This window comes from Nocardia carnea (assembly GCF_029868855.1).
Lineage (GTDB): Bacteria > Actinomycetota > Actinomycetes > Mycobacteriales > Mycobacteriaceae > Nocardia > Nocardia carnea_A.
Map to the genome: position 1 here is coordinate 14,600 of NZ_JARWOV010000260.1, position 14,848 is coordinate 29,447.

The following is a 14,848-nucleotide window of genomic DNA, read 5'->3' on the forward strand; positions in this document are numbered from 1 at the left end:
CACCCGCCGCCCCAACGGACTCAGCGGACAGCCTCCGATTCCCTCCGGGCAGGACGGGGCGCCACGGTCGGCGTACTGGTGATGGCCTCCGCCCGGTCCGCTCGGGCCGGCCCGAGCACTTTGCCACGTCCGATCCGACTCAACGCGTCCCGCATGAACATCTCACCGCGACGTTCTTCCGGTACCTGCCGGCCGGCTCCCACCGGCGGCGAGGTCTCCTCCCGCAGGGCCTGCAACAGGTACGGGGCCTCCTCCAGATCCACACCCAGCCACTCGAGGCTGTTGCGAGCCAGCGTTTCGTCCCGTTGCCGGAAGACGAACCGGTTCGGGATCAGATTGTGCGCCGCGCCCTGGAAGTCGGTGGCGGGGTCGTGTGAGGCCAGCCCGATGGCGGCGAGGTGTTTCCGGCCGTCACGACTGAAATCCGATGTCACCGATGCGCCGACCTGGGTCTGGGTGAAATGGTGTGCCTCGTCGCCGACGAGGAGCCCGAACCGTCCGTTGTCGGAGAGGAACGCTTCCCGCGCCGTTACTCCCACCAGTTCGTAGAGCGCCGTACCCAGTCGTTTCGTCAACGGTAGCCGGTTGTAGAGGTGTGGAGTGGTCAGTTCCTCGGCGGTCGGCAGGGCCAGCTTGTGGCTGCGGACCACCGTGGCGGCGGCATCCAGCCGGATCGGTGCGAGATTCGGATCGAACAGTACCGGCACCCGTTCGACAATGGTGCCCAGCCGGGATGCCAGGTCCGCGTACTCGTCGAGCGCGCCGGGCTCGTCACGCAACCGGCACACCACCCGGTAGAGGTCCAGTAGGCTGGTGATGCGGTGCTCGGCGATTCCTTTGGGTGAGAGCAGGTTACTGATCACCGCGCCGGTACCCGAGGTGGGCGACAGGTCCAGCAGCGGTAGCACGGAATCCAGTGCGCGTTCCCCGGCGACTCGCGGATCGAACAACCGCAGCGGATCCAGCGAGACCGACGGGTTCGCCAGGTCGATGACCACGGCATCGTCGATGGCGGACGCGAAATGCTCCCACTCCCCCACCTGGCTTCGGTCGATCGCCAGGAATTGCCCGCCCATATCGTGTACGAGCACGGCCATGAGCTTCAGGAAATATGATTTACCCGAACCGAGTTCGCCGGTGACCGCGAAGGATGCCGAGAGGTCGTGCAGCGCGGCTTCCATGATCCCGAAATGGATCGGCTCGAAATGCCCGGACAGCAGGTTGAGTCCGATCACCGGACCACTGTCGTCGCCGATCTGGCTGGTCGTGAACGGAACGAACCCAGCCCACATATCGGAGGGCACGATATGGGCGAAATCGTCGAACGCCCGCCGCGGCGGACTTCCGGGAACCAGCAGCGACCAGAGGTCGACCTGTGCGCCGACGGGCGTGGCCATCTCCACCTGGAAACGTTTGTAACGGCGCCGCAGAGTGTTCACCGCGTCCATGGTCTCGTCGTGGGAGGGTCCACCCACGGCGATGACGGTGGTGAAGGAAACCTCCGATTCGCCGCCGTTCACCTCGAAGTGCTGGTTGTACTCGCCCAGCATCTGTGCCTTGGACATGAGGGTGTTCTGGGCGAACGAAACCTCTTGGTCGCGCTGGTCCATCTGTTCGCCGAGGCGCCGCAGATTCACCTCGTTGCTCTTGAGGACCTGATCGGCAGGCTTGGTGGAGATCCGCATCCCCCAGTCGACGGTGACAGCGCCGCCGAGACCGTCGATCACGTTCAGGAATTCGCTGCCGCCCGGAAACATCATGCCCGAATAGGGGAACGACCGCGGGGTCAGCATCGCCTGGTAGGAGGGACGGTAGCCGGTGTCGGGCTGCACCACCTTGATCACCGGAACGAAAGAGGGACGAAGCCGGCGCTGGGAATCGGCCCGAGCGCCTTCGTCCAGCGCCGCGGATTTGAAAACCGCCGCTGTCGCATCGTCGAGCGCACCGGCTCGGGTCGGCGCTACCGGATCACCGACCGCTCCGCGCGCCAGATAGTGCTCCCACAGCCACTGGAACAGTGCGGCGGGGACCGGCACCGGATCGAAGTCTCCGCCGATCCGCGAGAGGATCTCGTTGGCTTCCTCTTCGTAGGCGTCCAGTTCGGCCCGCGAAATGGCGGTCGCGTCGATCGTTGTCGTACTACCCCGCCACATCCGGGAGAGCGCCGAGATCCCGCCGGTATTGGCTGTTCCTACCGGGATGGAGAGCAGGTAGATACGGGTTTGCGGGGAGATCGCCCGGACCCGCTCATAGGAGGCGAACACCTCGTCGGCGTAGTCGGCGCATTCGTCGAGATCCACACCCTCGACCATTTTGCTCAGCACATCGAGGGTGTTCTGCCGGGCCTGGATTCCGAGCAGCAACGACCCGTTGGGCAAGTTGTTGACCAGCGCGTGGTGGGCAAGTTTCACATCGAACTTGTCGCCGGCCTTCCGCAGACCGTACCCGAGAGGGGTGATGAAGTACGTGGCCGTGACCAGGCCAGAATGCGTGAACTGAAGATGTCCGCGGATGGCGGCGGTAGGTTGTAGATCCCGGTTGAAACCCATCAGCGTCCCTCTCCGCTTGCCGACCGCCCCCCGTTACTGCTGATCATCGACTGCCAGCTGGACACCGGTGGTGACGAGTCCACCACTTCCACGGGACGCTGGACCCGATTCGTGTTCAGCAGATCCAGTAGCTGCCCGCCCCGGGCGGATACTCGTCGACTGCGGCGTCTCCGGGAATCCCCCGCCATAGGTTCGTGCGGCAGGATCGCCACCACGGTCTCCTCGACGAACATCGTGATCCGGGCCGATTCCGGTGTCACCGGCATACCCGAGGCGAGTACGGGCTTCGGATAGAAGATCAGCCGCGCGAACCAGACCACCCTCGAGAACAATCGCACTCCCGTGTAGGGCACGAGGCCGAGCGCGAATCCGAGCACGGCCGTGAGCGCCAGCCCGGCCAGGAAGGTGATCGCCGGATTCGCCGGCAGGGTCATCGCCCCCGCGCCCGTGAGGATCAGTCCGATCGCGACGCCCGACACCTGCGGCAGTGTGTAGGGCCCGAACGGCAGCTTCTGCCCGTTCTGGGCCTTGCCGATCATGGTGGGAACACGTTTGACCGGCGTGAAGACCTTGATCACCTGTGTGGTCAACGATATCCGCCCCCGACGGGGTGGTCCGGCACGATCATATTTGCGTCCGCGCGGGCGAAATTCACCAGTGTCGGCAACATCCAGAACAGTACTGCGGCCAGAATCGCCGAACCCGCTACACCGAGGATCTTGGCCGGTGACAGCTTGGATTTCGCGGCCTCCGAGATCAGCACGGCCATCGAGACGATGGTGATGAGGATCAGGCCGGCCCAGCGTACGAATACCAGGATGCCGTACAGGATATTGCTGAGATTGCTCATGGTTGCCGCCTCGAATCAGTTCTGGGTCGCCGGGGGTATCTCCGCGGTGGTCGTCGGAGCCCCTGTGGTGCTGCCGGTGGCCGGTCCGGAGTTCTCCCCCTGTGGCACAACGAGGGTCAGTGGCTCCTTCAGCGCCGGCAGTGTCTCGATGGCCCGCACCTGCCATTGACCCTCACCGCGGACCATCGTGAGCGGATAGGCCAGCGCCGGCGCGGTCCCGGCCGCTCCCTTGGGGGTGACTGTGGCCAACACCTGTGCGCTGGAGCCCGCGGTACCGCAACCGGAATCCTCGGCGGTGACAGTCACTGTGGTGAGGTCGGTGAAGGGCGCCGGGCGCAGTGCCGAGATTCCGGAATCGACGGCGACATAGCGCGCCACATCGCCTGCGCCGGTCAGATATGCGCTCAGGAATCCGGTAGCGACCTGAGCAAATGCCGTCTCTTCGCCGCACGGGGCCGAATAGGCCTGCGCCAGATCCGATCCGACCGCGGGCGGTTCCACTGCGGCGGGCAGGGTGAGCGCCCGCAAACTACCCTCGGATACGGATACAGGGACCCGATAGTAGTGCCGTGCGGCGCCCGCCGCCCCGGCCCGGCCGGTCTGCACCGATACGGTTACCGACCACACCTCTACCGCACCGGCGTCGAGGGTGCGGGAAACGTAGACCACCAGCGGCGCGCTGACCTGCGCACCTGTTTTCGGCAACGAGATGCGCTGGGTGCCGTCGACATAGCGGGACAGCGCGTCCTGCTCGCTCGCGTCCGTGCTCAGATAGGTGACGACGAAATCCTGTGCGAACGACGCGGCCAGGCTCGCGTGCCCCGTGACCCCCACCATCTCCTCGTCTCCCGGTGGGGCGGGATCAGGGGCGAATAAGCTGTAGACAGCGTGCCCGCCACCGAGAACCGCGAGCACTGCCAGGACAACCACGACGATGTTGTCGCGACGGCGGCGCGCGGCCATCTGGCGAAGCAGTGCCTCGCCCGAATCCGCGCGTCCAGCCGCCCCAGTCCTCACTCTCGGAATGGTAGAGAGCGGCCTGCCCACCGAGGGAAAACTTCTTCCCAGACATGGGGACCCACGTATATGCCCGTTCCCTACGACACCGAACTGTGCCGTAACCTGCCCGCCAGCCGGAACCGCAGCTGGTCGTCGTAACCGATCGGCCCCTCCTGAGCGCCCAGATCCGCCACGTCCGGCTCCACCATGGGAATATCGTCGACCACACGCACCATTTGGGCGATGGCCAGCTCCCGGTTGGAGAATCCCGGGTACGGATACAGCAGAAGCGAGGTCGGGGTGTAACCGCCGTTGTAGTTCAATGCCCGTACCGTGGTGCCGGCACTCTCCCCGCCGCGTACCCGGGAACCGAGTTCCACCAGCCGGATCCGATCATCGGGATGGAAGACATCGACCGGACGGAAAAGATAGTCCCAGCGTATCCACGGCGCCGGATCGGTGAGCCAGTGGGAGATACTGGTGTATCCCAACTGGACGACCGCGAGGTGGTTGCCCGCACGGCGGTGCGCCTCCCGCAGGCCTACGCTCTCCAGAGTCGGCCAGATGGCCGGATTGTCCTCGGAAGTGATGTCCTCGATCAGCCACCACGCACCGCGGGTGTGTTCGTCGTTGCGTGCCCGCACGGAGATCCGCCAGCGGGTTGCCCGGCCGGCGGTACGCAGCACGGTGACCTCGAATTGCATTTTCTCCCCGGCCTCGGGGCGGTACAGGAGATCGAGAACTTCCGCATGCCGGTCGAACGCCGAGACGCGATGGAAGAATTCGGCGATCGACATACGCGGCACATACTCTTCGGGGGCGATACCCGACAGCGCGGTGATCCCGCTTGGCTGCGCGAGGGTCTGACTGTCCAGATCCCAGATCGCACCCACCGCCGCGGGTAGCGGCGGCACCGGGCCGTCCGCGGGTCCGGCCCACCAGCGCACCGCGTGCACTTCCCCGGCGGGCCCGAATACCGGACGGACCATCAGCCGGTGCGGCCCGGAGCGGGTGGTGAAAGTTCGATCCAGGTCTATGGCGCCCTCAATGGCGGTGCGCAGGGCCTCGGAGATGTCGCGGGTGGTCAATCCGTCGTAGAGGGCCGGAGTTCGTGCGAGTTGTCGTTGCAGTACGCGCCGCCAGTCGGCGAACTCCCGTGCGGCATCCCCGACCGACGCGACGGAGAACCCTTCCGGCGCCAAAGTTTCGACCGTCACCCAGGGGATCACTGCGCCCTCTCATCGCGTGCGTCCAACCGTTTCGCGGTGCATGTCGCTATCGTGACAACGTCCGCAGAAGATAATGTACCGTTGCACAGCGGCACACTCAACAGTGAACTCACAGCAGATACGTCACCCGGTGCGGAGTTCCGCCCGAAGCGCCGCCGGAGAGCCACTCGACCGCCCGGCCACCCGAACCGGCAATAATACGGAAACCGACACGAACACCGCCCAATCGGGCCCTCGATAGGTGTTCCACACCGGAAATCGAACCCGCGACCAGTTTGCCACGAGCACAAGCGGCAGGAGCGTTAATCCCCGGCAATCCAGCTCGGGCAGTGACCGGCCGCACCGAATCCGGACAGGCACAGGCGATCGACCGCTGTAACGATCGGTACCGTCCGGTACGAACTACGCCAGGGCGCCGATCACTCGCTCTGCGATGACAGCGCGATAACTCCCGCGCCCGCCAGCAGGCCCAGATCCTCCAACTCGGAGGGAACCACGCGCAGCCCGGGCAGGAAGGGCAACCGCGCATGCATCGCGACCGCGCTCTGCAGAGGTTTCCACAATGCCGAGCCGGCCGCGGCGACGGGCCCGCCGACGACCACCCGGTCGATATCCAGCAGCGCCGCCACCGAGGCGATGGCCCGGCCCGTCGCGGTGCCGGCTCGTTCCAGCGCCGCCACGGCGATACGGTCCCCGGCCTGTGCATCGGCCGCGAGATCGGTTACGGAATTCCCACCCCAGCCCTGCCGCCGGGCCCAGGCCGTCAACGCCGGCGCGCCCGCCACCGATTCCAGGCATCCACGCCCCCCGCACCCACAAGGGGTGTCGTAACCGGGCACGAGGACATGACCCACCTGGCCGGCGTTGCCCGTCCGCCCGACCACTACGAAACCACCGACCATCACCCCGCCGAACACCGTCTCGGAAACGTGAATCGACAGGGAATCCATGACCTCACGAGTCGCGCCGAAATGCCGCTCGGCCAGCGATAGACATACGCCGTCCAAGGCCATCGCGACGGAGGCGGCGGGAAACAGCTTCTGCACCGACTCGACCAGCGGAAACCCGGCCTGCCATTCCTGGATCTGCATGGGCGCCACAACCCCGGAGGCCATATCGATCGGCCCGCCGGAGGCGATCCCGACCGCGGCGACCTCCCGGCCCGCCGCGATTCGGAGCAGGAGTTCGCGAACCTTGTCCCAGGCAGCCTGCCGCGGTATCGGGATCTGCTGGACCTGGTCGGAGCCCACATCGTCGGCGATCTCGATCGCAGCGAGCCGAGTCGTGCCGATCTCCAACGCCAGGATTGTCATCTACGCACCACCAGAAACTAGATCCGCGCTTGCTCCCGCAGCATAGTCAGACAGCAGCGGATTCCGTCGGGCGGAGCGGACGGCCCAGGACGATATGCCGTTTGGGCGCACCGGAAACCACCGCGCCGTGGGTCGGGCGCGGGCCGTTGCGGATGATCCGCATCGGTCGTTTGTGATCGATCGGCACGGTGCGGTGCCGGTCCAGGTTCTCGATGACGTTGCCGGAGTTGTCATAGGCGATACCCGCCCAGATCATGGCTCGCGGTGCATCGCCCCGCTCGATGAGAGTCTGTGCCAAACGCGCGCACTGGTCGAACAAAGGACATTCATAGCAAGTACGTACTGCCGAATGCCAGGCGTCGGGGGTGCCGGAATCCAGGTCCCAGCTGTCGGGGACCTCCGCGCACGGTGGGCGCTGCGCCGATTTCACCGATGCGACAGGGGGCGGCGCGGTTACCCGCGCCTCATTCGTCGTCCGAGGTAGAACAACGCTCAACGACCGTACTCGTACTGTGCTCATCACCGTCTCCGGAACTGCCGAGGGCACGCCGGGGGATACCGATACGTGTCCCGTTGGTCGGGCGGATCGTCAGGGCTGCTCAACAGTCCCCGGAAACAGCTGATGTCAGCTGTATCACGACGGTAGAACACCGACCGGCACGGAAGCAAGGCCTCGTACCGTTAAGTAACGGGACGTTGACGTTCATTTCACAATATTTAAGCCGTCAGGCATCGGTTCGTTTGGTTACGGACCGTTTATCTACGGGCCCAAATATGGTTTCCTATAGGTATGCCTGGCGAATCCGAGTACACGATCGACGAGCTGGCGCGGGCCGCCGAGACCACCGTGCGCAGTGTCCGCGTGTACCACGAGCGTGGGCTGTTGCCCTCTCCCGATGTCCGGGGACGCATCGGCTACTACGGATCCGATCACCTGAATCGACTGCAGACCATCAGCCGATTGCTCGGGCGCGGTATGAAACTCAACGGCATCCGCGAACTGCTCTCGGCATGGGACCGCGGCGACGGCCTCGCCGACGTCCTGGGCGTCACCGACCAGAACCCCAGCGCTGCCGACCGCCCGTCACCGGATCATCCGCCCCAGCCGGAGCCGGAGGAGCCGGCCTACGAACTACCCGAGTACGTCCAACAGGCACTCGCCGCCAGCGACGACCCGTTCGACGTCTACCGGGTCACCAACCCGCGGTGCAGCGATCTGGCCACCCGCCTCGACGACGCGGGCCTGCCTCCCAACGCCACCTTCCAGCTCATCGAGCGTCTCCGCGCCGATTGCGACCGTATCGCCGACCGGTATGCCGCCGAGATCTTCCATATCCTCGCCGGAAAGAGCTACGAGCAGTCCGAACGAAATATCAAGGACCGCACCAAACTGGAAACCGATCTCGCCATCGCACGGCTCATCGTCACCCGCGCCGCCTCGGAGCTGATCGATCAGGCATTCGGTCGCCGCGCCGAACTTCCGGTGGAGACTGCGGAGCCGCCACGCGCATACCCTGGCCGGCGTAACGCGGCACCGAACGGTAAGCAACCGTCCCGGGCACGGAGCTGAGATACCGGAGCCCATTCCGGGAGATCGGGCGACAATATGTCGGGGTGACAGGATTTGAACCTGCGACCACCCGCTCCCAAAGCGGGTGCGCTACCAAGCTGCGCCACACCCCGTAGTACCCCCGAAGGGGTGGTTTCCGGTCTCGGAGAGAGCGGGTGACGGGAATCGAACCCGCACCATCAGCTTGGAAGGCTGAGGTTCTACCATTGAACTACACCCGCATGCATACGGCAGCGGTGGGATCGCCACGATGCCGTGTGCATGAGCGACTGTACCGAATGCCACTTTCTTTTCGCCAATCAGCCCCCGTTCCGCGTCTCGGCGTGCCGGCCGCTGCCGTGATCCGCGCCTCCTGAGCCGGTGGTTGCGAGCAGCGCGACCGACCCGTGAACACGGCGGCCGGCCGCTTCCCCGGCACTCGGGGAAAAAATTTCGCCAAAGTATGTAACACCGGCGGATTCCGGACGATACGCCAGAGATTGCTGTTGTTCCGGGGTTCGAGAACTTGTTCTAGAACGCAGGTCTCCGGGCCCCACCATCTTGCTACGATCTTCTTGCCGGACGGGGTATCTGGAAAGGGGGCGGTGGCGTGCACCCGACAAGGTGGACCATCCGCACAGCAGTACGACAGAGCCGGATGTTCCCGGCACCGAAGCCGCGCGTTCGCGGCGCGATTACCTCCGCCTGCGGTGATCGCAATGCCTGCTGAGAACCGGCCACCCATCCATTCCACCGCCCGCGAATGGGCCCTGGCGGCCGGGGCCCAGCCCGATGCCGATATCACCGCGGCCGAGATCGAACCGGTTCTCGTCGACATCCTCGAGCAGCTACTTGAGCTGACGGTGTCGGATCCGTTCCCGATCCGCGCCGCCCGCCGGCTCGGGGCACGGTTGTGCGCGGAGCCGCTGCATCGGGTCCGGATGCTCGCCCTGGTGACCCGTACGCTGCTGGGCTTCCCCGCCGGGCCACGCGGCTCCCTGGTGGCGACCCAGTGGCCGCTGGTCGCCAGCCAGGCCATCGACAGTTACGCCCAGGCGCTGCAGGAGCTGGCGCTGGCACAGCAGAAGAAGAACTTCTCCGACGAAGCCACGCAGCGGGTACGTGAATTCGCCGCGCTGCAGCAGCGACTCGAACACGAAGCCACCCACGACGCGCTCACCGGGCTGGCCAACCGCACCCTGTTGCGCAAACGGGTCCGGCAGATGGCCGATCATCCGCAGCGCGGAGTCGGACTGCTGGTGGTGGACTTGGACCGGTTCAAGCAGATCAACGACAACTACGGCCACGCCGTCGGCGACGAGGTGCTGGTCGAACTGGCACAGCGCCTGCGCGAGGTCGCGCCGCCGGGAACCGTGGTCTGCCGCTACGGCGGAGACGAGTTCGTCCTGGCGGCCGGCCTCGACAAGGACCGCGTCGCCGAACTGGCGGGCAATATCGTGCTCGCGCTGAACGATTCGTTCTGGACTGCGGCCGGTCCGGTACCCGTATCGGCGAGTGTCGGCACCACGTATTCTCCGCCGGGGGATCGTGCGGAGCTCGCCGAACTGCTGCGCCGCGCGGACCTGGCGATGTATTCGGCGAAAACCGCGGGTGGACGCCGCTATGTAGGCGCCGAGCCCGGGGGCGAGGCCGTCGATACCGCCGTGGCGGGCTGACCGGGCCGAACAGGTTCAGGCGGGGCCGACACTCGGCGCACCGAAACCTCAGCCGGGCTGGCACCCGGCGCACCAGAACAAGTTCCGGCCCTCGAGTACGCTGTGCCGCACCGGTGTGGCACAGCAGCGGCACGGCTCGCCCGCCCGCCGGTAGACGTAGGTACGGGGCCGGTCGGTAGCGTAGGACGGCGCACCGTGATCGTGCTCGGGTCGAACCACGTGCATCTTCCCGCGGTGCGCCCCGACCCGCATCAACTCCACCAGATCCGCCCACAGCGCCGACCATTCGTCCGGGCTGATCCGATTACCGGGACGCGCCGGTGAAATACCGTGCCGGAACAGCACTTCGGCGCGGTAGACATTCCCGACCCCGGCGATCACGCCCTGGTCCATGAGCAGTGAGCCGATACTGCGCCGGGAGCGGCTGATCCGCGCCCACGCCCGGTCCGGGTCGGCGTCGGCACGCAGCGGGTCGGGGCCGAGCCGGGCGACGAGCGCCGCCACCTCCGGCGGCGTCAGGACCTCGCAGGCCGTGGGCCCGCGGAGATCGGTGCCGAACCCGGATCCGTCACGGCCGGGCCCGGACAACCGCATCCGCACCTGCCCCACCGGCTCCGGCATCGGCAAACCTGATTCGGTGAATGTTCCGTACAGCCCGAGATGGACGTGGACGAACAGCTCGCCCTCGTACTCGTGCAGCAGATGTTTACCCCACGCCTCCGACCGCAGCAGGATGCGCCCGTCCACCCGGGCGGCACCCGCGGCGAATTTCCCCTGCGGACTCGATACCCGCACCACCGCACCGGCCAGGCGCCGTTCGTGCCGGCGCGCGAGCCGGTGCAGGGTATGTCCCTCCGGCACTCGCGTCAGGAAGCGGGCAGCGCGGGCGCTTCGCCGGTCTTCTCGTAGGCGGCAAGAATATCGATACGACGCTGATGCCGCTCCTCCTGCGACCACGGAGTCGTCACGAAGGCGTCCACGATCTCCAGCGCTTCCTGCTGCGAATGCATCCGGCCACCGATACCGATCAATTGCGCGTTGTTGTGCTCGCGAGCCAGCCGGGCGGTTTCGACGCTCCAGGCCAGCGCGCACCGCGCACCCGGCACCTTGTTCGCCGCGATCTGCTCACCGTTACCGCTACCCCCGAAAACCAGTCCCAGGCTGCCCGGATCGGCGACGGTGCGACGGGCCGCCTCAATGCAGAAGGCGGGGTAGTCGTCGAGAGCGTCGTAGACGAGGGCGCCACAGTCGACGACCTCGTGACCGGCCTTCTCGAGATGCTCCTTGACAACGTTCTTCAATTCGAAACCAGCGTGATCGGCACCCAGGTATACGCGCATGCCGCGATTGTGTCAGGCCCGGAAACGGCCGCTGACGGCGGGCGGGCCGCACCGCCGGAAGCCTCCTGACCGCCACTGCACGGCCGAACGAATGCGGAGGTCCCCTTAGAGTCGGGGTATGCAGCCGCACGACCCACAGCAACCGTCCGGGTCCGGCCCCGACTGGGCCGCGAATCCGCCGGAGCCCGGTCCCTACCCGTGGCTCACCGGCCGTCCCGGCACCCCGGCGGCCCTACCCGCCGGCTATCCCCCGCCGCCGGGTCCGGCGCACGAACCGCGTGGATTGTCGCCTTTCGGTATGCCCGCCCGGCACAGCTGGGAGATCCCGCTGCTGACCGTTGTGGTGTTGTTCACCGGGGTCGCGTATCTGCTGGCCTTTCTGCTGCTCGTCCTGGGCTCGGTCAACGAGTACATCCTGATCCTGGTCGGGGCGCCCCTGCTGATCTGGTTCGGCCGCGGTCTCAACTATTCGCGGCAGCGGGTCAACGGCGTGAAGATGTCACCGACCCAGTTCCCCGAGGGCTACCGGATGGTGCAGGAGGCCGCGGCCCGCTTCGGTATGGCATCCGCGCCGGACGCCTACGTGTTACTCGGGAACGGGCAGATCAACGCGTTCGCCTCCGGTCACGGTTTCCGCCGGTACGTGGTGGTCTACAGCGACCTGTTCGAGGTCAGCGGCGCCGCCCGCGAACCGGATGCACTGGCGTTCATCATCGGTCACGAGGTCGGCCATATCGCGGCCGGGCACGCGTCCTATTGGCGGCAGCTGGGCATGTTCCTGGTCCCGTTCCTACCGATTCTGGGTAGTTCGCTCATCCGGTCGCAGGAGTACACGGCCGACAACCACGGTTACTGCCACCGGCCGCAAGGGGCGGCGGCAGCGATGGGCACACTGGCGGCCGGCAAATACCTCAACACCGCAGTGGGTTTCGACGAAATGGCCGACCGCGCCGCCCAGGAACGCGGATTCTTCGTCTGGATGGTGAACGCCATGGCCTCCCATCCCGTCCTCACCTGGCGGATGTGGGCGTTACGCGACCGCAGCAGCCACGGGAGGTTGTTCTGGCGCCCCGGACCGGAGTCACGACCGCCCACCCAGGCACCGCCACCGCCCCCGCCGGGATCTCCCGGCGGACACCCGGTGACCATGTCGAAAACTCCGCACTGACCCGTGTCCGGTGACCGATTCCGGCCGGACGGCGGGAATCGGTCCACCACACTCTCAGTCGAACTGCGGATCCTCGTCGCGCGTGCGCTTGAGTTCGAAGAAGTGCGGGTAGGCGGCCAGGGTGACCACCGCGTCCCACAGTTTGCCCGCCTCTTCGCCGCGCGGAATGCGCGACAACACCGGGCCGAAGAACGCGACTCCGTTGACGTGGATGGTCGGCGTACCGACGTCGGGTCCGACCTTGTCCATCCCGGCGTGATGGCTGGCCCGCAAAGCTTCGTCGTAGTCGCCGCTGTCCGCCGCGGCCGACAGTTCGGCCGGCAACCCGACCTCGGCGAGCGCATCGGCGAGAATCGCCGCGAAGGTCTCCCGCAGGCCACCCTCCTTCTCGTACTCCGACCGGCGATCGTGGAACCGGGTACCCATGGCGGTGTACAGCGCCGGCAGAATATCGTCGCCGTGCTGCTGGGCGGCGGCGATCGCGACCCGTACCGGACCCCATCCGCTCGCCATCAACTCCTGATACTCCGGCGGCAGATCGCGTCCCTCGTTGAGCACCGCCAGGCTCATCACGTGGAAGCGGGTCTCGATATCGCGTACTTTCGCGACCTCGAGGATCCAGCGGGAGGTGATCCAGCACCACGGGCACAGGGGGTCGAACCAGAATTCGGCAAGGTCCTTCTCAACAGCCGTATCGGTCACGGACGGTTCCTCTCCTTCGGTTGTCGGCAGGCGCTGCGCCGCAGCCCCGGCTTCTCATCGAGCAACCGCCGCCGCGCCGTTTTCGTTCCCGCCGATCATCCGAGACGACCTCAGTAGGCTGGCGGCGGAGGTTCGGATGGTCGCTGGAACAACTCACGACAAGGGAGTCCCGTCCATGACATCTGCACAGCGTTTCGTCATCGTCGGCGCCGGTCTGGCCGGCGCGAAACTGGCACAGGAGTTGCGCGGCAACGATTTCGACGGCCACCTCACCCTCATCGGCGCAGAGGAGCGGCTGCCCTACGAACGTCCGCCGCTGTCGAAGGAATATCTGGCCGGGAAGAAGACCCTGGACGAGTTCACGGTCGCCGACGCCGCCTGGTATCGGGACCACAATGTGGAACTACTGCTCGGCACCGAGGTCACCGCCGTCGACCGGGGCGCCCGCACGGTAACGCTGCCGGACGGTTCGACCCTGCCCTACGACAAAATGGCCCTGGCCACCGGTGCCGCCTCCCGGTCGCTGCCCGTCCCGGGCGCCGACGCGCCGGGCGTGTACACCTTGCGCACCGTCGAAGAATCCGACGCACTCGTCGAACTGTTCGGCACCGCACGCCGGCTGGTGGTCATCGGGGCAGGGTGGATCGGCCTCGAGGTCACCGCGGCGGCGCGTGCGGCCGGGGTGGCGGTCACGGTGGTCGAAGGGACTTCCGCACCACTGCTGGGCGCGTTGGGCCCGGAGATGGGCGAGGTATTCGCCGACCTGCACCGGGCGCACGGCGTCGAATTCCGGTTCGATGCGCGAGTCGAGCAGATCACTGTTTCCGGCGGCCGGGCGCAGGGCGTGCGGTTGGCGGACGGTACTACCTTCGAGGCGGATGCGGTGCTGGTCGCGGTGGGCGCACGGCCCCGGATCGAGCTCGCGGAAGCCGCCGGCCTGCTCACCGGCACCGGTGTTCTCGTCGACGCGGGACTCACCAGCAGTGATCCGAATATCGTGGCGATCGGCGATATCGCCGAGCAGGAACATCCCGTACTGGGCCGCCGGATCCGGGTGGAGCACTGGGCGAACGCGCTGAACCAGCCGGCGGCGGCCGCCCGGACCATGCTCGGCAAGGCCGCCCCCTACGACCGACTCCCCTACTTCTTCACCGACCAGTACGACCTCGGCATGGAATACACCGGTTTCGCCACGCCCGGCGACTACGAGCGGGTGGTCGTGCGCGGGAACCTCGGCGGCCGGGAATTCGTGGCGTTCTGGCTGGACGACCGGCGGCGGGTGCTGGCCGGGATGAATGTGAACGTCTGGGACGTGGGCGACCTGATCAAGGAACTGATCCTCTCCGGCGCGAACGTATCGACCTCCGCGCCTCTACTGCTACGGCCGAAACCCATCCCACCGGTTTCCGAGGAGCCGTACCCTTCGACCACGGTGGCATGCGGAAGCAGTTCGAGCAGTTCGTGCCGGTGCAC

14 protein-coding genes and 2 tRNA genes are annotated in these 14,848 nt (G+C 66.5%); 4 read left to right on the forward strand and 12 right to left on the reverse strand.

All coding sequences use genetic code 11. The annotated features are described in order from the left end of the window. Positions 1 to 20: 20 nt before the first annotated feature. The 7 genes from QH195_RS27015 to QH195_RS27045 all read right to left on the reverse strand — a co-directional run bounded on the left by QH195_RS27015 (position 21) and on the right by QH195_RS27045 (position 7,238). Entirely contained in the window at positions 21 to 2,549 is a 2,529-nt protein-coding gene (locus tag QH195_RS27015) for an ATP-binding protein (RefSeq protein ID WP_280437478.1), read from the reverse strand. Then, positions 2,549 to 3,139 (reverse strand): hypothetical protein, encoded by a 591-nt coding sequence (locus QH195_RS27020; RefSeq protein WP_280423083.1) that lies wholly within the window; start codon positions 3,137 to 3,139, stop codon positions 2,549 to 2,551. Before QH195_RS27020 ends, QH195_RS27015 begins: the two co-directional genes overlap by 1 nt. Continuing rightward, positions 3,136 to 3,399 carry a hypothetical protein gene (locus QH195_RS27025; RefSeq protein WP_068050145.1) on the reverse strand — a complete coding sequence of 88 codons (264 nt, stop codon included), beginning with the start codon at positions 3,397 to 3,399 and terminating at the stop codon, positions 3,136 to 3,138. Before QH195_RS27025 ends, QH195_RS27020 begins: the two co-directional genes overlap by 4 nt. Positions 3,400 to 3,414: 15 nt before the next feature. After that, a complete protein-coding gene (locus QH195_RS27030) occupies positions 3,415 to 4,416 on the reverse strand; it encodes a conjugal transfer protein (protein WP_280437479.1) in 1,002 nt (333 codons plus the stop codon). Between the two features lie 80 nt (positions 4,417 to 4,496). Then, positions 4,497 to 5,615, reverse strand: a complete 1,119-nt coding sequence (locus tag QH195_RS27035) for a GAF domain-containing protein (protein ID WP_280437480.1) — start codon at positions 5,613 to 5,615, stop codon at positions 4,497 to 4,499. Positions 5,616 to 6,046: 431 nt separating this feature from the next. Next, positions 6,047 to 6,940, reverse strand: coding sequence for an ROK family protein (locus QH195_RS27040; protein WP_280437481.1), 894 nt, complete (start codon positions 6,938 to 6,940; stop codon positions 6,047 to 6,049). Between the two features lie 46 nt (positions 6,941 to 6,986). Further along, a complete protein-coding gene (locus QH195_RS27045; RefSeq protein WP_280423079.1) occupies positions 6,987 to 7,238 on the reverse strand; it encodes a hypothetical protein in 252 nt (83 codons plus the stop codon). A gap of 492 nt (positions 7,239 to 7,730) precedes the next feature. Between QH195_RS27045 and QH195_RS27050 the strand changes: the two genes are divergently transcribed. Beyond that, positions 7,731 to 8,510, forward strand: a complete 780-nt coding sequence (locus tag QH195_RS27050) for a MerR family transcriptional regulator (protein WP_280437482.1) — start codon at positions 7,731 to 7,733, stop codon at positions 8,508 to 8,510. Positions 8,511 to 8,549: 39 nt separating this feature from the next. Here QH195_RS27050 and QH195_RS27055 read toward each other — a convergent pair. Both QH195_RS27055 and QH195_RS27060 read right to left on the reverse strand, forming a co-directional pair. Beyond that, a tRNA-Pro gene (locus QH195_RS27055) sits at positions 8,550 to 8,623 on the reverse strand. Positions 8,624 to 8,660: 37 nt separating this feature from the next. Then, positions 8,661 to 8,731 (reverse strand) — tRNA-Gly (locus QH195_RS27060). Between the two features lie 477 nt (positions 8,732 to 9,208). On the opposite strand from QH195_RS27060, the gene QH195_RS27065 reads away from it, so the two are divergent. After that, entirely contained in the window at positions 9,209 to 10,165 is a 957-nt protein-coding gene (locus QH195_RS27065; protein WP_280423077.1) for a diguanylate cyclase domain-containing protein, read from the forward strand. 48 nt (positions 10,166 to 10,213) lie between these two features. Here the strand turns inward: QH195_RS27065 and QH195_RS27070 are convergent, their stop codons facing one another. Together QH195_RS27070 and QH195_RS27075 are read right to left on the reverse strand one after the other, a co-directional pair. Then, entirely contained in the window at positions 10,214 to 11,026 is an 813-nt protein-coding gene (locus QH195_RS27070; protein ID WP_280437483.1) for an Fpg/Nei family DNA glycosylase, read from the reverse strand. A 5-nt stretch (positions 11,027 to 11,031) separates the two neighbouring features. After that, entirely contained in the window at positions 11,032 to 11,505 is a 474-nt protein-coding gene (locus tag QH195_RS27075; protein ID WP_280423075.1) for a ribose-5-phosphate isomerase, read from the reverse strand. Positions 11,506 to 11,623: 118 nt separating this feature from the next. Here QH195_RS27075 and QH195_RS27080 point away from each other — a divergent pair, with 118 nt between their 5' ends. Then, positions 11,624 to 12,673 carry a M48 family metallopeptidase gene (locus QH195_RS27080; RefSeq protein WP_432278308.1) on the forward strand — a complete coding sequence of 350 codons (1,050 nt, stop codon included), beginning with the start codon at positions 11,624 to 11,626 and terminating at the stop codon, positions 12,671 to 12,673. Between the two features lie 54 nt (positions 12,674 to 12,727). Here QH195_RS27080 and QH195_RS27085 read toward each other — a convergent pair whose 3' ends face one another. Continuing rightward, complete coding sequence (locus QH195_RS27085) at positions 12,728 to 13,375, reverse strand: DsbA family protein (RefSeq protein WP_280437484.1); 648 nt, start codon at positions 13,373 to 13,375, stop codon at positions 12,728 to 12,730. Between the two features lie 175 nt (positions 13,376 to 13,550). Here QH195_RS27085 and QH195_RS27090 point away from each other — a divergent pair. Further along, positions 13,551 to 14,848, forward strand: a 1,298-nt coding sequence (locus QH195_RS27090) for an NAD(P)/FAD-dependent oxidoreductase (protein WP_280437485.1), incomplete at its 3' end; no start/stop codon positions are given.